Genomic DNA, 21,887 nt, shown 5'->3' with positions numbered 1-21,887 from the left:
GGATCCCTGCTTGGGTGTGCATCGGAGGCGGGGATCTGGCATAATCACAAAAGCTAAGCCGGGATGTAGCGCAGCTTGGTAGCGCATCTGCTTTGGGAGCAGAGGGCCGCAGGTTCAAATCCTGTCATCCCGATCCTGCCTGCACCAAGAACAGAGCCATTCGCGTTCTTGGCCGATAGCTTCGCGCTTATCCAGGGCCCCAAAATCTTCCCATTGATGTTGCTAACTGCTAAAGCGGGCGTCTATTGGTGGAGGCGCAGTCTTTGTCTTGAAGGCGCGAGAAGCAAACTCTTCGATTCTTCGATGCCATGAAAGAAATGGGCGGATCAGGCAGCCAAGCGGGATCCCTCGTAGCCAGGCCAAGAAGAAGCAAGCACAAAAAAGGCAGGGTTAACTTGCCCCTGCCGAGAAGATCGAGAGTTGAGAGCTTGCTCTCGTTGTCGTAATCGTTGCATCAAGGCGCGGTTCCGTTTGTCCAGTTGGCGCTTGCGTGCCGATCCCCCACGACCGCGACGGTTTCTGCCCTGATGGCGAGGAGATTCATGAGATTTCAACAGCATGGGATCCCCTTAATGAACTAAATGGGCCTGTCTAATTCTAAACGAAACCTCAGCAACTGGCCACAAGACTGGCGGCGCAAGCTGCGGCATTTGCGGCTGGGGATAGGCCGTCTTTGTCAATTTATTCGCATCATTCGGCATGGAGGACTCCTTGGGACAGCCAGTCTTTTAGGCGGTGGGTAGCCCGGCAGTCATCCTCGTTGTAGATAAGCGAGTGCTCCAAATATCTGCGCTCCCGAGTTTCCAGCCATTGGCTATACCAATAAATGGACTGGGCGCCATTGGCATCCGGCAGACGCCACTGAAACCCCAACCAGCGGGCGATGTTTTTCAGGGAATAGCTCTCAATCGGTAACACCACCGAGCGTTGCACCCAGGCCTGTAAATCCACAAAGCGCTGCAACAACTGGCGCACTTGTCGGGGATCCGTGCGGTATTGCTCCCCCAGCCGTCGGCAGGTCTGCACTTCAAAGCCGTGAAAGTGATAGATGGGAGCGTCGGGATAGCGTTGTGCCAGTTGCAAGAATTGCTCCCAAGCTTGCCTTTCTTCCCGCGGCTCGGCGGCCAGGCAACTGTGATAGCTCGCAACCTTTTTCCCCTCGGCTTGCTCCACCACCAGCAGGCCCAGCAGATAGGCGACGTTGTGGCGGGGATCCGCCTCGATATCGAAGTACAGCTCTACGGGTGTGGTGGGCAGGGTTTCCGGGGGGGATTGAATCCAGAGAGGCTGCCGGCTGAGGGTGGCACGGGCTTGCAGCTGCAGTTGCAGGGCCACGCCGGATCCCAACTTGGGAATGGCTTGCAACCTATCCAACTGAGCGTTGGCCAGGGCTTCAATCGAGTGGATCCCCGCCTCTTGCAAAAGGGGATAGCGGGATCCCGTTACGCCCGGCAGCAGGCTGAGGGGTTGAGCGGCGGCGTTCAACTGGCGACAATGCTCCCGCCAGTGGCAAAGATGGCAGCGGCTGCGGGCCATGAACACCTGCGGTGGTTCCGGCTGGTTGAGGGAGTGCAGGTACTCCTGCAGCAATTGCCGCACCTGTGCTCGTCGGCGGCTCAGGTGGACGGGGTGCCACTTCCCATCTTTCAGGATCAAAATGCCCCGCTTGGGAACGTTTCCCTGCAGGGATCCGAGCAGCTCTGCCTGCAAAGCCAGCAACAATTCGTATTCCGGTTTGGGGCGTTTGCCGATACGAATATGAACCGGCAGGTAAGAGGATCGGGCGGCGTGGCGACTTCTGCCAACGAGAGCGGGATCCCGAATCAGCAGATCCAGGGAGCTGCTCACCCAAACTGAACGTCCCTCTGGAACAGCTTCAGGCGGCAACGCAAGAGCGGGCACCATCTCGCAGTCTTCTGGGGCAGGGATGGGATCCCTTGGAGAGGAGGAGTGAGGGACAGGTTCAGAAGCAAGCTGCAACAGCTCTGCCTCAGCAGTACAGTTGAGATCTTCCTGCGGTTGCCAAAACAGCTCTGCGGCAATCCGTCCGCCGTAGATCCGCTCCGCCCCGTCGGCCATGGCTGCCAAGAGAGCTTCATTGCCCGGCGCGATTCGTTCTCCGGGGAATCGCTCAAACACAGCGGCTGCCAGGGCTTGGCGATCCCGCCGCCATTGCTCCAGCAGGTTGTCCGGCGGCAGCTTGGCCTCTTGAGGGCCAAAGCGATCCAGGTAAGGCAAGCGTCGGCAACGAAAAAAAGCAAGCAGCTCCTCAGCCTCAACAGAACCCTGTCCTGCTGCTGCAACCTGGCACTCCAACGGTGGAAAACCTCAGCTCTGCTGCCATTGTGGCACGCCCCCAGGTTGCCCTCTGATCCTTCAAGACTTGGGATCCTGAGCGGGCAGGAGATGGGCGATGATCCGCTCAATCGTCTCAGATTGGCGACGAGCTGTATCGGCTTGCTGTTGACATATTGCCTTTAACTCTCCTAGCCAAGTGCTCTGCTCCTGGGATATCAGCACCTGTTGTTGAACAATGGCTTTCAGATGGGTCAGGTCATCCTTGACGAAGCTGACGGTCTCGGCCAGGGTCAACACAGCCCCAACCAGGCGATCCAGCCGGAAGTCAATTTGATCGAATCGGTCTTTGCTCTGCATTTTCCTTACATTGGTTAGTAGAGGTTATCGGTGGGTGCTGAAGGGAAGTCACTTCACCAAGAAAAAGCCCCAAGCTGAACAGCCAGCCCGCTCAAGCTTGTGTCTCTATTGTTACCCATACGTACAGATACAGCATTAGCCATTCAGCGCGATTTCCCCTACCTGCCGTACGATCACGCCTTGCCCTGCGGACGCAACTCGCTCTTCAGACGCAATGTATACTATTTTGCAGAGTCTAGAGAAAAACCACAGGGAACGAGATCACAGCCACGGAAGACTTGAAGGAATGGCATAAACTACTGCCAAGGGCAGGGATCCCTGATAAGACCTGCAGCTTGCTGACACGGCTGGCGTATGCTGGAGAATAAAGATTTCTTTACACTTTACCGGAGCGGACTGTGACAGCTCTTTCGATGGCCCCAACCTTGTCCCAAACCAAGACGGCGGCGGTGGAAATGCAGGGGGTGTGGAAGCGCTTTGGGCAGCAGGTTGCCGTTCAAGATTTGAGCCTGCAGATCCCCCAGGGGGAAGTGTTTGCCCTGTTGGGGCCCAACGGCGCCGGCAAATCCACCACCATTCGCATGCTTACTAGCCTTACCCGACCCAGCCAGGGATCCATCCAGGTGGGGGGCTACGATGTGGTGCGGGATCCCGTGTCGGTGCGGCGGCAGATTGGGGTAGTGTTGCAGCCCATCACCCTAGAGGCAGAGCTGACCGTTTGGGAAAGCCTGGAGTTTCATGCCCGCATGCACCACATTTCCAACCCGGAGCGGCAACGGCGCATCGATGAATGGCTGGAGTATGTGCGGCTGGCGGATCGCCGCCAAGACAAAGTGAAAACCCTCTCGGGTGGGATGAAACGGCGCTTGCAGGTGGCCAGGGCGTTACTGCATCGCCCCCAGATTTTGTTTTTGGACGAGCCCACCGTCGGGTTGGATCCCCAGGCGCGGCGGCTGTTGTGGGAGATCTTGCGGGATCTCAATCGGCAGGGCATGACCTTGCTGATTACCACCCACTACATGGAGGAGGCAGAAGAGCTGTGCGACCGCATCGGCATCATGGATGGGGGAAGGTTAATCGAGTTGGGCAGCACCGAGCAACTGCGGGCCAAGTATGGAGAGGCCCTGCTGGTGCGATCCTGTCCTGGCCGGGAGGTGGAGTACACCTTTTTCCCCAGCTTGGCGGAAGCTCAGCGGCAGTTGGAAGCTGAACCTGACAAAACCGGCCTCATGGTGCGCCCGGCCAACTTAGAAGACATTTTTGTGCGTTTGACAGGCCGCCGCTTGGATTAACGGGCCCTCACCCCTGGCCCCTCTCCCAACGTGAAGAGGGGAGAGTTATTTGGGGGTTAAGGTTTTTCCTCTCCCCATCCCTCCTTCGGAGCGGGGGGCTCAAACTTGTAGCCAACTCCACGCACGGTGCGGATCAACTCCGGTTGGCTGGTATCAGTCTCTAGTTTCTTGCGAATTTGGCCGATGTGGACATCGACCACCCGTTCATCTCCCTCGTGGTTAAAATCCCACACCTCTTGAATCAGCTCAGCCCGTCGCCAAACCCGCCCCGGATGTCGAGCCATAGCATAGAGCAAATCGAACTCCAGTGCTGTTAAGTTGATCAGGCGCTGCTCGCGGATGACTGCTCGGGTTTCCGGGTCGATTACCAAAGAGGCAAAGGTCAAGACCGGTGCGCTGGCAACTTCGGTCTTCATGCGTTGCCGCCGCAGAATGGCTTGCACTCGCGCCTGTAACTCCGGCAGGCTGAAGGGCTTGGTCAGGTAGTCATCTGCCCCCAACTGGAATCCGTGCAACTTATCAGCAGGGCTGACGCGGCTGGTCAACATCAACACGTACACGCCGGTCTCTTTTTGCATTTGCTGGCAGAGATCGTAGCCGCTCACATCCGGCAAGTTCAGATCCAAAATTACCAAGGCCGGCTGAAAAGCGCGCAACTGCTGTAAGCCCTCGGCCCCCGTCATCGCCACCTCAACCGAATACCCTTGCCGCTGCAAATACCGCTGCAGTAGAGCACAAATGCTGGGATCATCATCGATGATGAGGATGCGTGACATGGCAGCTTGGCACTCTCGAAGTCAGCAGGAGACAAGGTTGCAGGGCGTTGGGGTGTGGGGATCCCTTCGGCAGCTCATGGGCAACAATCGTACAGAGGCGATGGGCCCTCGGCTCGCGGGTGAATAAAGAGCCCTCTCAACAAGGCAAGCTTGACCCCAACCTCGGCTGGAAAGGGCAACAAACGCAGGTGATTCATGAGTTATTGAACACCTAAATCTTATTTCAAGTCTTTACGTGTGGGGTCGCGCGGGGAGTTTATCCTTGCCGAGGCCGCCCTCCTGTGCGTAAATCAACGGAGGCTTATCCAAGAATCTTGGGCATTATCTTACTGAGTTGCCCAAGGGGAAAAGTAGCGTAAGGAGGATCCGTCAAGCAAGATCCTTAGCACTTGGAGTTAATCTGGAAGCTGTGACGCTGCTGTTCCTGTCTCAAAGTCTCGCTTTAGTGTGGCAGGTGGCGGTTTATCCCGGAGGCTTATGTACACCAATCCCGATGAAGTCTTCCGCAAAGATGTCTGGTTGGCCCTCTTCACGTGGGGGATCCTAGAGTTGGCTTGTTTCGTGATTATCCCCTTTACCGGAGCCTACGCATTCTCGCAAGTGGAGGCTTGGCTGTGGCCCTCTTTGGTTTTGGGGCCGGTGGGGGCGGTGGTGGTGGCTTTTTGTTCTAAAGTGGTGCTGGCTGCCAACAACATCCCGGATCCCAGGAGAAAACAAGCCCAGCGGCAAGTGGCTCAGGTGGTCAGTCTTTTTGGCTTTCTGGGCTTGGCATTGCCCCTCCTTCTGGCAGGATGGGTATTTGGCCGAGAGATTTTGACGACCGACTGGCAGAATAAGTTCACCAACACCAATAAGTAGAAGCTAATCTCCGACGCCCTTGCCCTCTGGGGTCGCGTCGCCCCGTCAGCGTTGCGATTCCTCTGCACAGGCCTAGCAAGAGCGCTGCGGAACACGATACATTGGGATGCAATCACGTCAGCGTTGCGCAGCAGTCGTGCTCTGGCTTTCGTAAATCCCCGGTTTTGACGGGGATCCCATCTTCTCTGCGGATTCTTGCCTGCAGCATTGCGGGAAGGTATTTCGGATGGCTAACTACCCGATGCGAGGCCGTTCTTCTCCTGCTTCTGGCGGTTTTCCCTTGGGCACCTTGGTGGTGGTGAGTGTCTCGGTTGGGGCTCTGGCCGCCTTGGCTTGGCAGTTGTGGCAGCTCGTCGCCCCCATGTTGGCCCCCCCTGCCCCGCCTCAATTTCCGCAGGCGGTGCGCTTGGATCCCTTGCCCCGCCCAGCCAGTTTTCCCTCTCCCCCCTCTGGCCCTGCTGCAGGCACTGTTGACCCTGAGGGATTTCCCCCCGGCAGCCGCGGGCGGGTGATCGAGCCAATTGGCCTGGCAATCCGCAGCCAACCTTCTGCCGATGGAGCCTACCAAGGGGGAATTGTGGTGGGGGAAACGGTGACGGTGTTGGAGTACAGCGCCGATGGTCGTTGGCAACGGGTGCGGCGGGAGTTGAACGGACAAGAGGGCTGGGTGCGCGCCGGCAATTTGGGCCCTGTGGATGGTGCTTCAGCCTCAACTTCTCCAGCTCCCACAGTTGAACCCAACCCTGAATCAACTCCTTTGCCGACTCGACCCCCCACGGCAGCAGTGGTTTCCCCAGGTGAGCGGGGACGGGTGATCGAGCCCATTGGCCTGGCGCTTCGGGCCACTCCAGAGCGGGAGGGAACCTACATTGGCGGTGTGCCCATGAACGAGGTGGTGACGGTGCTGGGCCTCAGCGAAGATGGCCGTTGGCAGCGCATTCGCCGTCAGAATGGGCAGGAAGGTTGGGTGCGGGCGGGGAATTTAGCGCAGGAGTAGCCATACAGATGCCCCGGTGGGGGATTGTAACACCAGGGAAGCCTGTGTTTCGCTAGAGCAGTGCCGTTTGCGTCATCGGGACCGAGTCCTTGGCAGGGGAACTGGTGAAACACACTCCATTTCGGCTTGGTGCTTCAACAAGGGATCCCTGGGGCAAGGGGTTAGCTTTACCCTTTCTGGCCCTTGGGTTGGCCTTCTCTCTAGGCGCCTGCCGACCGGCTTCTAACGCTGGAGCGGAAAAGGTCAGGCAGGAAGCACCCCTAGCCCAAGCAAAGGCAGAGATGGGTACTCTGGAGTTTTGGGCCAACGGCGAGGACTTCATTCGGGAGGGGTTTGTCTCCAAAGACGGCTGGGAACTGAGCTTTGAGCACGTGTACGTGACGCTGGCGGACATAACCGCCTACCAAACCGATCCGCCCTTTGATCCGGAAGGAAATGCAGATTTGCTGGCACGGGCATTGGTCAGCCTCTCCGGCCCCATCACGGTTGATTTGATCACGGCTCCCCCGGCGGAGCGGGCCCTACTGGGATCCCTAGAGGCACCCCCTGGCCACTACAACGCCCTGGGGTGGCGGCTGGTGCCAGCACTGGAGGGGCCGGCAAAGGGCTATTCCCTCTGGATCGAAGGCCAAGCCCGACCGACAAAGGAAGGGGCTGGGGAGATGCCGTTTGTGCTCAAGTTCAGCCCTGAGGTGGCCTTCACCTGCGGAGAGTATGTGGGGGAGGAGCGCAAAGGCTTTGTGCGCGTCGGCCAGGTGGCAGATCTGGAGGTCACCTTCCATTTCGACCACCTGTTTGGAGATGGAAGCTTGCCCCCCAACGACAGCCTCAATCAAGCAGCTCTGGGGTTTGCCCCTTTGGTGAAGTTGGATCCTGTCTCCCTGGAGCAGCGGCTGGCCGCGTCAGCGGCGCGGAGCACTGGGGGGGGATCCGACCTTCTGGAAGTGGACTGGGGGGATCTGCAGGAGGGATCCCCTGCGGCTAAGGCCGCATTGGAGCTCCTGCACCACTTGGGCCATGTGGGGGAAGGCCACTGCCGCGCTGCCTCTGGCCCTGCCCAGACAGAGTCTTCGCCCTGAAGTCTTGGCTTTTCTAAGACCGGTCGCCTGCAGAGCGTAGAGATTGTCGTCTGTCCTCAGCTAACCAATGAACCGAGTCTGGCCAAAACTTTGGATCCCTTCCTGCCGACTGAGCCTGATTGCGGCGTCGCGTCAGCGATGCGGAGCACGGTTGAGCTTGCTGGCTTTCGGCCTGCTCCTGTCTGCTCCGGCTTGGGCCCATGGGGTGGAAGCCTCTCTTCGGGCTGTTCCCGCTTTTGAGATCCAGGCCCGCTACGATTCTGGGGAACCGATGGGATCCGCCCGGGTGACGGTATTTGCGCCGACGGATCCCACTACCCCTTGGCAGGAGGGACAGACGGATGCACAGGGACGATTTCTGCTGCAGCCGGATCCCAACCTGACGGGCCTCTGGCAGGTGCGGATTCGCCAGGCGGGGCATGGGGTGTTGGTCAACGTGCCGGTGGGCGAGGAGTTCCCTCAGACAGAAGGGATCCCCAGCGCTTCCCCACCCTTTGGGCCTTTGCAGCGGGGGGTTATGGCCGGTTGCGTCATTTGGGGCTGTCTGGGCACAGCTCTGTTCTTCTCCAGGCCCCGTCAATCTGGTTACGCAGCGGTGGAGAGCCCACCGGTTTCGGGATCTCCAGGGTCAGGAATCTCAGGCTCCCAGGCTGGCTCCTCTGCTCTGGAGTAGGACTGGCCATGCACATTAGCGATGGCATTTTGCCGGCACCGCTTTGGCTGGGGGGCTATGGCATCACCGCTCTCATCACCGGCTACAGCTTGCGGCTTCTCCGTCGCGCCAGCGTTGCGGAGCAATGTCCTTGGTGGGAAAGGGATCCCCGCCATCAGTTGCCCAAGGGGGCTCTGCTCACGGCTGTCTTTTTTGTGGCCTCTTCCATTCACCTGCCCTTTCCCCCGGCCAGCCTGCATCTGGTGCTGAACGGGTTGATGGGCCTGATGTTGGGGGCTTTGGCCTATCCGGCGATTGTAGTGGGCTTGTTTTTTCAGGCGGTGGCCTTTGGCCATGGGGGCCTGACCACATTGGGCATCAACGCCGCCATCATGGGGATCCCGGCGCTCCTGGCCGGTGGGATTTTTCGGGCAGGCCGTCGGGTGATGGGGGCCGGAGTGTCTGCCTTCTTGGCGGGAGCGGTTGGGGTGGGTCTAGCAGTGCTGTTGTTTTACGGGGTGGTCATGGCTGCTGTGGTTGACGCTGGCAGCGGGATCCTCTCCACAGAAGCCGGTCGCCTGGCTCTTGGGAGCTTGGTGGTGGCCCACATCCCCCTGATGGTGGTGGAGGGGTTGTTCGCCAGTTGGGTGGTGCTGTTTTTGCAGCGGGTACAACCGGCGCTGCTGGGAGACTATGGCAAAAGATGAAGCTGGCTCGGGGATCCCTTGCTGCTGGCGTCCTGACTTCTCCAAGCCCCCTTCCTGGCTCCACCGGTGGCAACCTCTGCCCAAGGTGCTGGGCCTGATGGCGCTGATGGCGGCTTTCGCCTCGGTGAGGTGCCTGACCCTCCTGCCCCTCATCTGGGCGCTGGTGGCCGGACTGTGGAGCCTGTCGGGATTGCCTTGTAGCCTCGGGCTGAAACGGCTGGCAGCTCCAGGGCTGTTGGTGGCAGGGCTGATGGGGATCCTTCCCTTCTGGGCGGGGGAAACCATCCTGTGGCAGTGGGGATCCCTGGCTTTGCGCTGGGAGGGGCTGGAGATGGCGCTCCGCATGGGGGGGAGGGGGCTGGCCCTGTTCGCTCTCACCATGCTGCTGCTGGAGACCACTCCCACGTCGGAACTGTTGGCAGCGTTGCGGCAACTGGGGATCCCAGATCTGCTTTTGGAACTGGCCTGGCTCACCCAGCGCTATCTGCAAGAGATGGCTGCTCAGTGGGAGCAGATGCAACGGGCAGCCCGGTTGAGGGGTTGGCGACCGCGGGGATCCCTGTGGCGTCCTGGGCCGTCTCTAAGACAAGATCTGCCCTTTCTGGCCGCTTCGGTGGGCACCCTGTTGGTTCGCAGCTACGAGCGCTCGCAGAGGGTTTATCAGGCTTTGCGCCTGCGGGGCTATGGACAAGCGCCTCTGTTTCCGACGGCGGCTGGCAGGGATCCCTACAGTTGGGCGGCCACCGCGTTGGCCGTGGCTACGGCTCTATTGCTCCGCAACGCTGATGCGGCCCTCAACTAGAATAGATAAGCCTCTGGCAAGCTGCCCCCTTTTTGATGCTCAGTCCATGAATGGGTTAGAAGCGACCGTCTCCAGTTTCCCATCCGTTAAGGACTCCGTCCCGCTTACGCGAACAGCGGTGCAGCGTACAAAGGCGTCGGTTGCCGTTTTACACCTGGGCTGCGAGAAAAACCGGGTGGACACCGAGCACATGCTGGGCTTGCTGGCTCAAGCAGGCTACCGGGTGGATGGGGACGAAGAGAGTGCTGACTATGTGATCGTCAATACCTGTAGCTTCATTGAAGCAGCGCGGCGGGAGTCGGTCAGCACCCTGATGGAGTTGGCAGTACAGGGCAAGAAAATCGTTATTGCCGGCTGCTTGGCGCAACACTTCCAAGAGGAGCTGCTGCAGGAGATCCCAGAGGCCGTGGCCTTGGTAGGTACCGGCGACTACCACCAGATCGTCCAGGTGATCGAGCGGGCGGAGCGGGGAGAGCGGGTCAATGCCGTTACTTCCAGCTTGGATTACATTGCCGACGAGACCGTACCTCGCTATCGCACCACCCATGCGCCTGTGGCCTACCTACGGGTAGCTGAGGGCTGTAACTACCGCTGCTCCTTCTGCATCATTCCCCACTTGCGGGGCAACCAACGCTCCCGCTCCATCGAGTCGATCCTACGGGAAGCAGAACAACTGGCCGAAGAGGGGGTGCAGGAGCTGATTTTAATTTCCCAGATCACCACCCACTACGGGATCGATCTCTACGGGGAGCCGCGGCTGGCAGATCTCATTCGCGCCCTGGGCAAGATCCCCATCCCCTGGATCCGCATGCTCTACGCCTACCCCACCGGCATTACGCCTGCAGTGGTGGAGGCCATCCAAGAAACTCCCAATTTCTTGCCTTACCTGGATTTGCCCCTACAGCACAGCCATCCGCAGATCCTCAAGGCCATGAATCGCCCCTGGCAAGGGCAGGTCAACGACCGGCTGATCGAGCGGCTGCGCCAGGCGTTGCCCAATGCTGTGCTGCGCACCAGCTTCATTGTCGGGTTTCCCGGGGAAACGGAGGAGCATTTCCAGCATCTGCTGGCCTTTGTGCAGCGTCACCAATTTGACCATGTGGGGGTGTTTACCTTTTCCCCCGAAGAAGGCACTCCCGCCTACCATCTCCCCCATCAGGTTCCAGAGGCCGTCAAACAGGAGCGCCGTGCCCGCCTGATGCAGGTGCAGCAGGGGATCACCTTCCGCCGCAACCGCGAGCAGGTAGGCCGGGTGGTTCCCGTTCTCTTGGAGCAGGAAAACCCCAGAACCGGCGAGTGGATTGGCCGTTCCCCCCGCTTTGCCCCCGAGGTGGATGGAGTGGTGTATGTGCAGGGGCAGGGATCCCTGGGATCCCTGGTGCCGGTGCAGATCACCCGCGCTGAGCCCTATGATCTCTTTGGCCAAGTGGTGGCAGCGCCGGTGGACTTTGACTGGAGCGGGCGGTAGCGGTGCAAAGCACTTTGGTAGGATCTTCATCCACGGGAGAGGAGCTGGGAATGACTACCCTTCGCGTCAGCGGGACAGAGTCTCTAGATGATCTGAAACAAGCAGCAGCCCGAGCCGCGGTTCAAAAGGTGCAGTCGGGGATGGTGGTGGGGCTGGGCACGGGATCCACAGCCGCCTTTGCCGTGAGCGCCCTAGCAGAGCGGATGCAAACCGAAGGTCTCCAGATTATCGGCGTGCCCACCTCCGAGCGCACGGCTGAACAGGCCCGCTCCCTGGGGATCCCACTGGCTACCCTAGAAGAGCAGCCGCGCCTGGATCTGGCCATCGATGGGGCCGACGAAATTGAAGTGGGATCCCTGAACCTGATCAAAGGGGCAGGAGGGGCCCTGTTGCGGGAAAAATTGGTGGAGGCCAGCGCTGCCGAGCTGATCATCATCGCCGATGCCTCTAAAAAAGTCCCGCAGTTGGGCATTCGCTTCCCGGTGCCGGTAGAGGTGGTGCGCTTTGGCTGGAAAACCACCTTGGCGCGGGTAGAGGCTCTGGGGTGCACAGCCACCTTACGGCGGAATGCCAACGGGGATCCCTACTTGACGGACGAGCAGCACTACATCCTCGACTGCCAATTCGGCCCCATGGCGGATCCCGCTAAGATTGCCGATCAACTCAAAGGGACGGTGGGGGTTGTGGAACATGGCCTGTTCATCGGCATGGCCAAAGAGGCAATCATCGCCCTCCCGACTGGGATCGAAACGCTGCAACCCAGCTGACAACTTCCTATACCCAGTCGTGTATTGGCGTTGCCCAGGAACTGGGTTTACAGCTTTTTCCGACTTCATGGGAGTTCCGTAGCCAAGCGGGAGCCTTCCCACGCAAGAGATTGATTGACACTGGCTGTGGTAAACAACGCTGAAAAAAGCTGTACAGCTATCCCCAACTCCCCTCTCCCCCTGGGAGAGGGGCTGGGGGTGAGGGGGAGCGCTTGGGAAATGTCTCAATCGGGTCTGAAATGACCATAGACGAAGAGGCTGTAGGCGAATTGGAGTTTCTGCCCGATGCTGACCTTACGAACTGTGGCTGACCTGCTGCAAACTCCCCTGCAGGGGGATCCCCATTTGTTGGGTCTTCCCGTCCAAGCCATTTGCACCGACAGCCGCCAATTGCAGCCGGGGTCAGTCTTTGTGGCGCTGCGGGGGGAACGGTTTGATGGACACAACTTTATTCCACAAGCTTTGGCAAGGGGGGCCGTTGCCGTCATCAGCCAGCGTCCGGTGGCCGGGCCCCATTTTCAAGTCTCAGATACCCTAGCTGCCTACCAGCGCATCGCCAGAGGCTGGCGGGAGCAGTTTCCCCCCCCCATACTGGCCATCACGGGCTCAGCAGGCAAAACCACCACCAAGGAAATGTTGGCGGCTGCCCTATCCCGCTACGGCACAGTTCTCAAAACTGAGGCCAACCACAACAACGACATCGGGGTTGCTCAAACCCTGCTCCAGATGCGACCGGAGCATCAGTTTGTGGTTCTGGAAATGGCCATGCGCGGCCCCGGAGAAATTCGCCGCCTGGCTCAGATGGCTCAGCCCACCCACGCCTTGATCACCCATATTGGCACCGCCCACATCGGCAGACTGGGATCCCGCGCGGCCATTGCTGCTGCCAAGTGCGAGCTGCTGCAGGAGCTAGGGCAGGGGGTGGCTCTGCTGAATGGAGAAGATCCCTTGCTGTTGTCTACCGCCGCCAGCCTGTGGTCGGGACAAACCCTTACCTATGGTCTGGATCGGGGGGACTTACGGGGAGAATGGGATCCCCAAGCCCAAACGGTAACTGTGGAGGGCCTAACGCTGCCGGTGCCCTTGCCGGGAAGGCATCATGCCCTCAACTGGATGGGGGTGCTGGCTGCTCTGTGCAGCTTGGGGCTGGATTGGGAGCGGCTCCGAGAACCCATCGCCTTGCCCACCCATCTGGAGGGGCGCAACCGCCATCTCAAGCTGGCAGGAGATGTGGAAATCTGGGACGAAACCTACAACGCCTCGCCGGAAGCGATGATCGCGGCTCTACACCTGCTGGCCCAAACCCCGGGAAAACGGCGCTGGGCCATTCTCGGCCCGATGCGGGAGTTGGGAGAGCATGCGCCTCAGCTCTATGCAGAGGTGGGTCGGGCGGCTGCTCCTCTGGGGCTGGATCGGATCTTGCTCTTGGATCCCGAAGGAGAAATGCAACCGCTGCTCGACCAAAAACCGGCAGCCCAGACAGAACGCTGCGAGGAGGTATCCGAACTGCTGGAAATCTTGCTCCATCACGTGCAAGCCGGGGATCGGCTGCTGTTCAAGGCAGCGCGGGCTGTTGAACTGGAGCGGGTGCTGCACCGCTTTTTGCAGGAGTGGCAGGCATAGGCTAAACTGAGGGATATATCGATGGAAAGCCCGCGTCCCTCGGTTGAGAGGAGATCAATCCAAGCCAAGTTCATTCCTCGTCGATAACTGCCCTTTTTCCGTACGGCATGTACTACCACAATCCCTCTCTGCGCGAAGAGCCCCGCGATCAGCCGCCAACGGTGGTGCCCTCTCCTAGCAGCCTCTCCATTCTTGACTGGTTGCGCAAAGAGGGCCGGTTGATCGAGCAGCCCATTGAGGTCCCTGAGATGATTTTGGAAGAAGACATCGACGATATCGACGATTTGATCGGGGACGACTACGACGAAGACTTCGAGCCCGAAGAAGAATAGCTGCAGTTGTTGAATGCCTCTTCACCCCCTTTGCCCGGCACAGCAAAGCTGCCGGTTCTTAGTGTGCCGGCTCTTGCAATGAAAATGTAAATAAATGTAATAGATTTCTCGGCTTGAAAGGATCCCTTTTCAGGTCGTTGTGGTTGGCTGGCAAACGTACCGGAGTTGTTGTTGCAAATCTAAAAGCAGTGGAGCATAATCCCAAAATCCTTGCGTAGATTACGTTTCGCACGTTGAGAGTATCTTTTTCCAAGATTTTTTTGATTTTTAGGAACTCGAACAGGCTCCCCTACGTCTCTAAGGAATGTAAACCTAATCTTTACGAAGGGTTACAGCATATGATTCGCAATCTCTTCACTCTCTCTTTGGCCGTTGCCTCGGCCACCACGTTGGTTGCAGCCCCTATGGTCAATGCCAGCAGCCAGGGCGCGACTTCTGAAAGCGTGAAAACCGCTGCTGCTAGTAGAACCATTGTGGATGTTGCTGCTGAGGCCGGCTCTTTCACCACCCTGATCCAAGCTTTGGAGGCTGCCGACTTGGTGGAAGTGCTTTCTGGGGAAGGCCCCTTCACCGTCTTTGCTCCCACCGATGAGGCTTTTGCAGCTCTGCCGGAAGGCACTTTGGAGGAGTTGCTCTTGCCGGAAAACCGTGAGCGATTGATCCAAATCCTCACCTACCACGTGGTGCCCGGCAAAGTTCTCTCTACCTCTTTGGAAGCTGGGGAAGTGGTTACAGTCGAAGGATCCCCTGTGGAAATCTCTTTGGCTGATGGTGTCAAGGTCAACGATGCCAATGTGGTAACAGCCGACATTGAAGCTTCCAACGGTGTCATCCACGTGATCGACAAGGTGATCTTGCCTCCACAAGGGTGACCTACCAACGCCATGGATTCTAGGCCCTTCAGGGTCTAGCCCTCTGGCAGCCCCTGCTCTGGTGGCGGGGGTTTTGTATTGGGATCCCCAGCTATTCCGTTCTTTGGGCAAGGGATCCCCAATTTCATAGGTCGATGCCAACGCTGGAAGCGTAGATTGCCTCCACCGACACGCCGGACACCCGTTGAGGACGCACGATCATGTACTCATTGTCCATTTGCTTGGGCAAGGTGATGAACTCTTCGCCGCCCACCATGAGGTTGTTGATCAGCTCGGTGTATTCTCTGGCTTCTTTGACCCGTACCTGCATGGTTTGTCCACCTTCCAGCATGATGTGGACAAGATATCCGTCAGGTTTTCTGGCCATGGATGCTCCTGCTGGGTGAACCGAAGGACGAGACGAGGGGTGTTCTTATGAACATTATTCCCCCTTTCGAGACCCCTAACCAACCCCTGACTCTTCCGTGAAATCTGGAATTGAGCTGCGCCAAACCGAATTCCAAGCCGTAGCATAGTGAAAGTGAAATGTGCCCATTTTAATCTTCCTCGCGCTCCATGCCCCATTTGCCTGATGTTTCTGCTGCCCACCGTGAGCTGGAGTGGAACGGAGTTCCTTCCACGCCGACAAACGACGCCCAACCCCTGAGCCGCTCTACCGTGAAGGATCCCATCACCGCCCGTTCCGACATCATCGCCGTCGGGGGAGCAGAGGATAAGGAAAATGAGCGCCACATCCTTTGGGAGTTCTTCCGCCGAGCGGGGGGAAAGTCTGCCCACATCACCATCGTGCCCGCGGCTTCTGGGATCCCGGCGGTGCTGGGGGAGATCTACGCCAACATTTTTCAGCAGATGGGGGCAGCCAGCCTCCAAGTTCTGGATATCCGCAGCCCGATGGAGGCAAGGGATCCCGATAACGTCGAGAAAATTCGCTTCTCCACCGGCATCTACTTCACGGGTGGGGATCAGGAGCGGCTGGCAGAGGTGCTGGCCCACAGCGAGCTGATGGAGGCCATTCGACAGCAGTGGCAGCGGGGGCAGACGGTGATTGCCGGAACCAGCGCCGGAGCTTCTGCGTTGGGGCAGCAGATGATCTCCCGCGGCTACAGCGGAGAACCGCCCACGCCGGCAATTGTAACGGTGAAGACGGGCTTGGGCCTTTTGCCTCGCGTCATCATCGATCAACATTTCCATCAGCGCAATCGCCTGGTGCGGCTGGTTACGGCGGTGGCCCACTACCCCCAATGTCTGGGCATCGGCATTGATGAGAATACGGCGGTGGTGATCCAGGCCGACGATGTGATGGAGGTGATCGGCTTGGGCACAGTGACAATTGTGGACGGGACACAACTGTACTCGACTGTTCAGGAGGCGGCAGCGGATGAGTATTTTCGGCTGCACAATGCCCGCATTCACTTTTTGCCGCCGGGATCCCGATTCGATCTCAACACCTTGTCTCCACTCTGACTGCTGAAATGTGACTGCTGAAAACTTTGTCCTGCCAAGGCGGCTGGACTGGCGCAACCTCAACACCCTCTGGGGATCCCTGTTGGCCGAAACCTTGAGTCGGCTGGGTTGCCGTTTGGCGGTGGTGTGTCCGGGATCCCGCTCAGCACCCCTGACCTACGCGCTGGCCCAGCACCCCGACATCGAGGCAATTCCCGTGCTGGATGAGCGGTCGGCAGCCTTTTTTGCTCTGGGGTTGGCCCAGCAAACCCGGCAGCCCATCCCCCTGGTGTGTACTTCTGGCAGTGCTGCCGCCCACTTTTTCCCGGCTCTCCTTGAGGCAGCCGAAAGTGGCTTTCCCCTGTTGATCCTGACGGCGGATCGGCCTCCAGAGCTGCGCCACTGTCGCGCCGGCCAAGCAATTGACCAAGTGAAGCTCTACGGCCATTACCCCAACTGGCAGGCGGAATTGGCCGTGCCCAGCGCGGCTCCAGAAGCCCTGGCCTACTTGCGCCAGACCCTGGTTCACGCCTGGGAGCGCACCCTTTACCCCTTCCCCGGCCCTGTGCATTTGAATGTGCCCTTCCGGGATCCCTTGGCTCCCATTGCCGATGGCAGCACTGCGCCGCTGCTCCATCTACAGGAAGATCCGGAGTTTGAGAAGACCTTTTTTCGTGGGGTTGCTCCTCCATGCACCGGCTCTTCCTTGCAGGCGGTGCGGAGCCCTTTTCAGACGGAGACGGTTTCTTTTTGGCAGGAGTGGCGCAGCTGTGAGCGGGGGGTGATCTTGGCGGGGCCGGCTCAACTGGCGGATCCCCAGCGTTATGTGGAGGCAGTGGCCCATTTGGCGACGGCTTTGGGGTGGCCGGTGCTGGCGGAGGGGCTCTCTCCCCTGCGCAACTACGCTTCCCTCAACCCCTATCTCATCACCACCTACGATCTCATCCTGCAGCGGGATCGGCCCCAGCTTTGGCCGGAGCAAGTCATCCAACTGGGATCCCTGCCCACCAGCAAAGCGCTGCGGCAAACCCTGGCCAAGGTTGCTCCCCGCGTTTGGCGGTTGGATCCCCGTCCCGACAATGGGGATCCCCTGCACAACCCCACCACCCACTTGCCTTTCGCCGTAGAGGAGTGGGTCGCCGGGATCCCGGAAGCGCCAGCCAAGCGAACAACTTTTCTGCAGGGCTGGCTGACAGCGGAAGCACAAATCCGTGCTGCCCTAGACCAGGCCATGACTGACCTATCGGAGTGGTTTGAAGGCAAGGTTGCCTGGTGGCTGGCCCACCACTTGCCCCCAGAGACTCCGCTGTTTATTGCCAACAGCACGCCGGTGCGGGATGTGGAGTGGTTTTGGCCCCCCAACGACCGCCGCATCCGTCCCTACTTCAATCGCGGCACCAACGGCATCGATGGCATTCTCTCTACCGCCCTTGGAGTGGCCCACGGCTCTCACAAACGCCCAACGGTGCTGCTGACCGGGGATCTGGCCTTTCTCCACGACAGCAGTGGCCTACGGCTCGGCCAACAGGTGCGGGGATCCCTGACCATTCTCCTCATCAACAACCAGGGGGGTGGGATTTTTGAGCTGCTGCCCATCGCTGAGGTGGGCCCACCCTTCGAGCCCTATTTCGCCACGCCCCAGGCGGTGGATTTTGCCCTGCTCTGTCAGGCCCACCACATTCCCCATCGCCGAGTGGAAAGCTGGCAGGAGCTGGCCGAAGCTCTGGATCCCTTACCTGCCCAAGGGGTGCGGGTGTTGGAGATCCTTACGGATCGAAAAGCCGATGCTCAGCGGCGGCGGGACTGGTTTCAACAGTGGTCGGAGCTGCCATCCAAGCCTTGACCTGCTTCCAGATCTGCTCCGGCAAATCCTCAGCTTCGCAGTCCAGCCACAGGGCCACGCATCGACCCCTTCCCGACAGGGTGCCGTAGGCATGGCCCTTTTGGATCCCCAGCATGGCTCGAAACCAAGTCATCTGCCGTTTGGCAAATTGGCGGGTGCGCCGCACAATCAGGGGTTGCAGTTCGGCTTCCGGGATCCGCCCCTCCAGATAAGCGCCGATTTCCGCGTAGCCCAAAGTATTCAAAAGGGGCAGGTGGGGCCCATAGCGCTCCCGCAGGGTTTTCACCTCCTCGATCCACCCCCGCTCCATCATCTCTGCCGTGCGCCGGGCAATGCGTTGTTCCAAACGGGGCATTGGGCAGCTCAGACCCAAGATCAAGATGGGGTAGTGGGGGGGATGGGCCTGCCGTAGGCTGGAAGCCGGCTTCCCGGTGGTGTAAACGATCTCCAAAGCACGCAGCGTGCGCACTGCGTCATGGGGATGAATGTGCTGGGCGGCAACGGGATCCAACTGCTGCAGCCAGGCGTAGCGGATCTCAGGGGGCCAAGTTTCCAGTTGTCTTCTCAGTTGGGGCTGCGGGGGTACAGCAGGGATCCCTAGGCCAGTAGTCACCGATTGGATGTAGAGACCGGTGCCCCCCACCAAGATGGGAGTCTGTCCCTGCCGATGGGCCTCGGCGATGCGGGCCTGGGCCGCCTGCTGAAACTCGGCCACCGTGTAGGTGTGGCAGGGATCAACAATGTCGATCAACTCGTGGGGCCAAAGGGCCTGCTCGGCGGGGGTAGGCTTGGCTGTGCCGATGTCGAACTCGCGGTAGACCTGGCGAGAGTCGGCGTTCAACAACGGGGATCCCAGCCGTTGGGCCAAAAGCAGCGCCTGTCGAGATTTCCCGGTGGCCGTGGGGCCGGCAATGACGATCAATCCCGGCCATTCTGTCCGGTCAGAAGCTGCTGCAGCGGGAATGCCATTCTCGAGGGTAATGCGCATTCGCTACCCAAACCATCGGCAGGGCAGACTGGCAAGCAACTTTCCTCAGAGACCAGATTAAGATTCTCGAAGAACCTTGTCTCTTTGGGTTAGGATCGGTCACTTACTACCCTGCTTTTTTGCTGTGCTGATCTCATCCTACATTCCTGCTTCGACGGTTTTGAGGGGCAATGGGCCACAGCCGCAGCCAGTGGCGCAGTTTTTACCTCTCCGGCTAGAGCTGTTCGCAAGGCGCGGCCTCAGCCAGATTGGACGGGCAATTGGAACAGGGTTGCTGATGGCTATGCTCATAGGTGTCCCTTGCTCGGCGCGGGGGGAGACCTTGGTGCTCAAGCAGGGAGAAGTGCGCACTCTGCCCCTGTTGCAAACCCGGGCTCGGCTGCCCTTGCAAATGGAAATGCTCTATCTGGGCATGGTCGAGGAGCGCTTCTTGAGCTACGCCCGCGCCAACAATTGGGAGACCCTTTCTAGCGACCGGGAGGATCCCCGCTGGAGCCGCTGGCAACTGCGTCCTGGGGGTGAAGCCCTTTACCTGCCCGATTCCCCTTCATCTCAGAACTCCTTGGAGCCCCCCATCTATGCCCGTGGGTTTTATGTGCAAGCCTATTTTGTCGGCGGGCGCCTGGCGGGAATGCACCTGATTCGCAACCCTGAAGAGCCGGGCTTCAACTTGAAGGCCCTGCAAAGGCTTATCCGCGCCTGGTTTCCCGATAATCGCCTGATGTTGCATTACCAAATACTGCCAGAGGATCCCGAGCAGCAGGTGCTGGGCGCCTATTTGGGCACCATTCCTCCTCCCTACCTTGCCGATATTCAGCGCAATCGCGTGCCTTTTTGTCAGACTTTTTTCAGCCCCACTTTGCCCCAGCCGATCATCCCCCCCTCCGTCGATGTGCCTCCCCATTGCCTGGGCACAACTGCCGTCAACAGCGGGACGGGGCCTTACGCTGCCCAGAAAGGGGCTGCTGCTTTGCGCTAAAGGCACGTGAGGAGTTGGCTCAGCGCAGCGCTGGGGTCAAGCCGGATTTCAGTAAGGGAGCAGTTTCCTTCAAAATGAACTGTCACCTTAAACTGTCACCAGCTCGGGACGGCGGCTGTTGCGAATGCTGCGAATGGCTTCTGCATAGTCTTTGGCCTTGAACACTGCCGAACCGGCCACAATGGCATTGGCTCCTGCCTCGATCACCTGCCAAGCGTTGCTTCCCTTCAAGCCACCATCCACCTCGATCCAGGGATCCAGGCCCCGCTCATCGCACATGGCCCGCAACTGGCGAATTTTGGGCACCACTGCCGGAATGAAGCTTTGCCCGCCAAATCCGGGGTTGACACTCATGATCAACACCAGATCCACCAGATCCAGCACGTATTGGATCAGCTCCAAAGGGCTGGCCGGATTGAGCACCACGCCCGCTTGCTTGCCCAGATCCTTGATTTGGCTGAGGGTGCGGTGCAGGTGAATGGTGGAGCTGGACTCTGCGTGCACGGAAATGATATCGGCCCCTGCCTTGGCAAAATCCGCCACATAGTTCTCCGGCTCTACAATCATCAGGTGAACGTCCAGGGGCTTGGCCGTCACCGGGCGCAGGGCTTCCACCACCAACGGGCCGATGGTGATATTGGGCACAAAGCGGCCATCCATCACATCCACATGGATCCAGTCGGCCCCCGCCTCATCCACTGCCCGTACTTCCTCCCCCAAGCGGCTGAAATCCGCCGAAAGAATTGAAGGGGCGATGACAATCGGCTTTTGCCCAGAGGTCGCTGACGGCTGCACCATGGTGGGTATCAGGAATGTCAAAGAAAGCTGCTCCTCTATGGTACGGGGTTTGATCCCCTTTGCAAAGCGTCATATCCCCTCTCAGCTTGGCACTCAAGGCTCCAGGGGGGACGTGGACTCTGGCGACAGGATCCCGTTCGCGTTGGCGGAACGGAGTCCTTTCAAGCTCGCATCGCCGGGCCACAGACCCTGCAAGACTTGGGCAACACGGTGCCAGGGATCCAGCCGTTCCGCTCGCGGAAGCAGGACGGAGTCCTGGCTGCTTTGAGGCTCTGGAGAAGACTGCTCAGAGGGGGCGGGATCCCTTTCCTCCAGCCTCAGGGAAAGCTGCTGCAACTGCATGTAGATGCTGTTCACGGCCAGCATGGCCAAGACTGTGCCAAAAAACTTGGTGCGGGATCCCATAGGTCAACCCCTGTGCGAAAACAAAGATACGGTTGTCGCGGGTGCGCTAGCTCCACCTTAGCTTACGGGTTTGGCTTGCCGTTCGGAGAAAATATTGATGTTCGCGTCGGCCTTGCAAAGCCCCACGGTCAAGATTTCCCAACAAGACAATGACTGCCCCCCAAAAGCCAACCTATCATCACCTGCACACCGCCCTTTGGGTGAGCGATCTGGCCAGAGCCGAACATTTTTACGGAACGGTGCTTGGGATCCCCAAGGTGGAACGGTTGCCGTTTGACTTTCCCGGCGCTTGGTATCAAGTAGGTTCCTCCCAAATTCATTTAATCGTGGCCGAGGAGCCGATGGATCCACGGCAGCGAAGCGGAACGGGATCCTCAAAGTGGGGGCGTAATCCCCATGTGGCGCTGGGGGTAGATGACTTGGAAGCGGTGAAGGCTCGCCTGCGGCAGGAAGGGTATGAGGTGCAACCGAGCGCTTCCGGGCGAGCGGCAGTGTTCGTCCGGGATCCGGATGGGAATGTGATAGAGCTAAGCTCGATTAGCGCAACTTAG

24 protein-coding genes and 1 tRNA gene are annotated in these 21,887 nt (G+C 59.3%); 17 read left to right on the top strand and 8 right to left on the bottom strand.

Features of this window, described 5'->3' with window-relative positions; translation table 11 throughout:
- Positions 1-59 precede the first annotated feature (59 nt).
- Positions 60-133, top strand: a tRNA-Pro gene (locus ACVWYZ_RS03935).
- A 193-nt stretch (positions 134-326) separates the two neighbouring features.
- Here ACVWYZ_RS03935 and ACVWYZ_RS03930 read toward each other — a convergent pair.
- From ACVWYZ_RS03930 to ACVWYZ_RS03920, 3 genes are all read right to left on the bottom strand, one after another.
- Positions 327-560 carry a hypothetical protein gene (locus tag ACVWYZ_RS03930; RefSeq protein ID WP_457384828.1) on the bottom strand — a complete coding sequence of 78 codons (234 nt, stop codon included), beginning with the start codon at positions 558-560 and terminating at the stop codon, positions 327-329.
- A gap of 130 nt (positions 561-690) precedes the next feature.
- The gene (locus ACVWYZ_RS03925) at positions 691-2,316 is read right to left on the bottom strand and encodes a TM0106 family RecB-like putative nuclease (protein ID WP_457466148.1); all 1,626 of its coding nucleotides are present in this window, start codon (positions 2,314-2,316) and stop codon (positions 691-693) included.
- Between the two features lie 60 nt (positions 2,317-2,376).
- Complete coding sequence (locus ACVWYZ_RS03920) at positions 2,377-2,655, bottom strand: hypothetical protein (protein WP_011431115.1); 279 nt, start codon at positions 2,653-2,655, stop codon at positions 2,377-2,379.
- Positions 2,656-3,068: 413 nt separating this feature from the next.
- On the opposite strand from ACVWYZ_RS03920, the gene ACVWYZ_RS03915 reads away from it, so the two are divergent.
- Entirely contained in the window at positions 3,069-3,947 is an 879-nt protein-coding gene (locus tag ACVWYZ_RS03915; RefSeq protein WP_457466146.1) for an ABC transporter ATP-binding protein, read from the top strand.
- 56 nt (positions 3,948-4,003) lie between these two features.
- Here the strand turns inward: ACVWYZ_RS03915 and ACVWYZ_RS03910 are convergent, their stop codons facing one another.
- Positions 4,004-4,723 (bottom strand): response regulator transcription factor, encoded by a 720-nt coding sequence (locus tag ACVWYZ_RS03910; RefSeq protein ID WP_011433617.1) that lies wholly within the window; start codon positions 4,721-4,723, stop codon positions 4,004-4,006.
- Positions 4,724-5,200: 477 nt separating this feature from the next.
- On the opposite strand from ACVWYZ_RS03910, the gene ACVWYZ_RS03905 reads away from it, so the two are divergent.
- The 11 genes from ACVWYZ_RS03905 (at position 5,201) to ACVWYZ_RS03855 (ending at position 14,880) form a co-directional block, all read left to right on the top strand.
- Positions 5,201-5,581 (top strand): hypothetical protein, encoded by a 381-nt coding sequence (locus ACVWYZ_RS03905; protein WP_414342412.1) that lies wholly within the window; start codon positions 5,201-5,203, stop codon positions 5,579-5,581.
- A gap of 226 nt (positions 5,582-5,807) precedes the next feature.
- Positions 5,808-6,578 carry an SH3 domain-containing protein gene (locus ACVWYZ_RS03900; RefSeq protein WP_414357377.1) on the top strand — a complete coding sequence of 257 codons (771 nt, stop codon included), beginning with the start codon at positions 5,808-5,810 and terminating at the stop codon, positions 6,576-6,578.
- A gap of 281 nt (positions 6,579-6,859) precedes the next feature.
- Positions 6,860-7,657: a hypothetical protein gene (locus tag ACVWYZ_RS03895; RefSeq protein ID WP_414384032.1), complete on the top strand. Its 798-nt coding sequence runs from the start codon at positions 6,860-6,862 to the stop codon at positions 7,655-7,657.
- 151 nt (positions 7,658-7,808) lie between these two features.
- Positions 7,809-8,330, top strand: a complete 522-nt coding sequence (locus ACVWYZ_RS03890) for a hypothetical protein (RefSeq protein ID WP_457466143.1) — start codon at positions 7,809-7,811, stop codon at positions 8,328-8,330.
- Positions 8,331-8,338: 8 nt separating this feature from the next.
- Positions 8,339-9,016 carry a cobalt transporter CbiM gene (cbiM, locus tag ACVWYZ_RS03885; RefSeq protein WP_457466141.1) on the top strand — a complete coding sequence of 226 codons (678 nt, stop codon included), beginning with the start codon at positions 8,339-8,341 and terminating at the stop codon, positions 9,014-9,016.
- The gene (gene cbiQ, locus ACVWYZ_RS03880; protein ID WP_457466139.1) at positions 9,003-9,818 is read left to right on the top strand and encodes a cobalt ECF transporter T component CbiQ; all 816 of its coding nucleotides are present in this window, start codon (positions 9,003-9,005) and stop codon (positions 9,816-9,818) included. The genes cbiM and cbiQ overlap by 14 nt, the downstream gene beginning before the upstream one ends.
- Positions 9,802-11,286, top strand: a complete 1,485-nt coding sequence (gene rimO / locus ACVWYZ_RS03875) for a 30S ribosomal protein S12 methylthiotransferase RimO (RefSeq protein ID WP_457466137.1) — start codon at positions 9,802-9,804, stop codon at positions 11,284-11,286. The genes cbiQ and rimO overlap by 17 nt, the downstream gene beginning before the upstream one ends.
- 50 nt (positions 11,287-11,336) lie before the next feature.
- Positions 11,337-12,053, top strand: a complete 717-nt coding sequence (rpiA, locus tag ACVWYZ_RS03870) for a ribose 5-phosphate isomerase A (protein WP_457466135.1) — start codon at positions 11,337-11,339, stop codon at positions 12,051-12,053.
- Positions 12,054-12,338: 285 nt separating this feature from the next.
- Positions 12,339-13,676, top strand: a complete 1,338-nt coding sequence (locus ACVWYZ_RS03865) for a UDP-N-acetylmuramoyl-tripeptide--D-alanyl-D-alanine ligase (protein WP_457466133.1) — start codon at positions 12,339-12,341, stop codon at positions 13,674-13,676.
- Positions 13,677-13,783: 107 nt separating this feature from the next.
- Positions 13,784-14,008, top strand: coding sequence for a DUF3134 family protein (locus ACVWYZ_RS03860; protein ID WP_011433626.1), 225 nt, complete (start codon positions 13,784-13,786; stop codon positions 14,006-14,008).
- Positions 14,009-14,346: 338 nt separating this feature from the next.
- Positions 14,347-14,880, top strand: coding sequence for a fasciclin domain-containing protein (locus tag ACVWYZ_RS03855; RefSeq protein ID WP_457398116.1), 534 nt, complete (start codon positions 14,347-14,349; stop codon positions 14,878-14,880).
- A 124-nt stretch (positions 14,881-15,004) separates the two neighbouring features.
- On the opposite strand, the gene ACVWYZ_RS03850 is transcribed toward ACVWYZ_RS03855, so the two are convergent.
- Positions 15,005-15,247: a hypothetical protein gene (locus ACVWYZ_RS03850; RefSeq protein ID WP_011433628.1), complete on the bottom strand. Its 243-nt coding sequence runs from the start codon at positions 15,245-15,247 to the stop codon at positions 15,005-15,007.
- Between the two features lie 188 nt (positions 15,248-15,435).
- Here ACVWYZ_RS03850 and ACVWYZ_RS03845 point away from each other — a divergent pair, with 188 nt between their 5' ends.
- A complete protein-coding gene (locus ACVWYZ_RS03845) occupies positions 15,436-16,344 on the top strand; it encodes a cyanophycinase (protein ID WP_148202746.1) in 909 nt (302 codons plus the stop codon).
- 10 nt (positions 16,345-16,354) lie between these two features.
- A complete protein-coding gene (gene menD, locus ACVWYZ_RS03840) occupies positions 16,355-18,166 on the top strand; it encodes a 2-succinyl-5-enolpyruvyl-6-hydroxy-3-cyclohexene-1-carboxylic-acid synthase (protein ID WP_457466131.1) in 1,812 nt (603 codons plus the stop codon).
- Here the strand turns inward: menD and miaA are convergent.
- A complete protein-coding gene (miaA, locus tag ACVWYZ_RS03835; protein ID WP_457466129.1) occupies positions 18,090-19,154 on the bottom strand; it encodes a tRNA (adenosine(37)-N6)-dimethylallyltransferase MiaA in 1,065 nt (354 codons plus the stop codon). The genes menD and miaA overlap by 77 nt on opposite strands.
- 124 nt (positions 19,155-19,278) lie before the next feature.
- On the opposite strand from miaA, the gene ACVWYZ_RS03830 reads away from it, so the two are divergent.
- A complete protein-coding gene (locus ACVWYZ_RS03830) occupies positions 19,279-20,133 on the top strand; it encodes a hypothetical protein (protein ID WP_457466127.1) in 855 nt (284 codons plus the stop codon).
- An 87-nt stretch (positions 20,134-20,220) separates the two neighbouring features.
- Here the strand turns inward: ACVWYZ_RS03830 and rpe are convergent, their stop codons facing one another.
- A complete protein-coding gene (rpe, locus tag ACVWYZ_RS03825) occupies positions 20,221-20,931 on the bottom strand; it encodes a ribulose-phosphate 3-epimerase (RefSeq protein WP_414408814.1) in 711 nt (236 codons plus the stop codon).
- Positions 20,932-21,024: 93 nt separating this feature from the next.
- Entirely contained in the window at positions 21,025-21,336 is a 312-nt protein-coding gene (locus tag ACVWYZ_RS03820; protein ID WP_414331818.1) for a hypothetical protein, read from the bottom strand.
- A gap of 149 nt (positions 21,337-21,485) precedes the next feature.
- Between ACVWYZ_RS03820 and ACVWYZ_RS03815 the strand changes: the two genes are divergently transcribed.
- Positions 21,486-21,887: a VOC family protein gene (locus ACVWYZ_RS03815; protein ID WP_414342431.1), complete on the top strand. Its 402-nt coding sequence runs from the start codon at positions 21,486-21,488 to the stop codon at positions 21,885-21,887.

The organism is Thermostichus sp. MS-CIW-37 (assembly GCF_054060065.1).
The sequence above is the reverse complement of the archived record's forward strand: the minus strand, read 5'-3'. Positions and strand labels throughout refer to the sequence as shown.